This is a genomic window from Roseivivax halodurans JCM 10272, assembly GCF_000521785.1.
GTDB lineage: Bacteria > Pseudomonadota > Alphaproteobacteria > Rhodobacterales > Rhodobacteraceae > Roseivivax > Roseivivax halodurans.
In genome coordinates, this window is sequence record NZ_JALZ01000113.1 from 1 (window position 1) to 1,238 (window position 1,238).

At 66.4% G+C, this 1,238-nt stretch carries 1 protein-coding gene; it reads left to right on the forward strand.

The window, feature by feature from the left end; all coding sequences use genetic code 11:
* Window positions 1-6: 6 nt before the first annotated feature.
* The coding region (locus OCH239_RS21365; RefSeq protein WP_037267523.1) for a glycerophosphodiester phosphodiesterase family protein at window positions 7-1,238 on the forward strand (1,232 nt) is incomplete at its 3' end.

Here is a 1,238-nt window from a genome sequence, read left to right on the forward strand (position 1 = left end):
ATACACATGAAGCGTATTATGCTTGCCGCGCTCGGAGCCGCGGTTCCGGTGGCGGCGGTCGCTCAGGACGGCGCCGGGGACGGGCCGACCATGAGCTACGGCCAGCGTCCCGCCTTTCTGGTCGAGACGCTCGAGGACGGGGAGCTGAAGTCCACGCTCGAGGCGTGCCTCGGCAACGCGCCGGAGCGCACCGATTTCTCCATCGGGCATCGCGGCGCGTCGCTGATGTTCCCCGAACATACCGTGCAGGCGAACCGGGCCGCGGCGCGGCAGGGGGCCGGGATCCTCGAATGCGACGTGACCTTCACCAAGGACAAGGAGCTCGTCTGCCGGCACGCGCAGAACGACCTGCACACGACGACGAACATCGTGGTGACGGATCTCGCAGGGAAGTGCACCCAGCCCTTCCAGCCGGCGTCGGGTGACACCGAAGCGACGGCCGAATGCCGGACCTCCGACCTGACGCTCGACGAGTTCGAGTCGCTCGCGCCGAAGATGGATTCCTTCGACGCGACCGCAGAGACCGCCGAGGCCTATCTCGGCGGCGTCGCGCCGTTCCGCACCACGCTCTATGCGGACGGGGCGGAGCTGATGACCCATGCCGAATCGATCGAGCTCTTCCGGTCTCTCGGGGGCAAGTTCACGCCCGAGCTCAAGGCGCCGTCGGTCGAGATGCCGTTCGACGGCTTCACGCAGGAGGATTACGCCCAGAAGCTGATCGACGAATATGTCGCGGCGGACGTGCCCCCCGAGGATGTCTGGCCGCAGAGCTTCAATCTCAGCGACGTGATCTACTGGATCGAGAACACCGAATACGGCGAGCAGGCGGTCTATCTCGACGACCGCTACGAGGCCGAGGACGACGACGAGGGCCTGATCGACCCGACCGATCCCGCGACCTTCAAGCCGACGATGCAGGAGCTCGCCGACATGGGCGTGACCTACATCGCGCCGCCGATCTGGATGCTGCTGACGCTGGACGATGCGGGCGAGATGGTGCCCTCGGCCTATGCCGAAGAGGCGAAGGCTGCGGGGCTGAACATCATCGGCTGGTCGCTCGAGCGCTCCGGTCCGCTCGCCGGGGGCGGCGGCTGGTACTTCCAGTCGGTGAACGATGCGATCGACAGCGACGGCGACTACCTGCGGGTTCTCGACGTGCTGGCGCAGGATGTCGGGATCGTCGGCATGTTCTCGGACTGGCCGGCGACGGTGACCTTCTACGCGAACTGCATGGATCT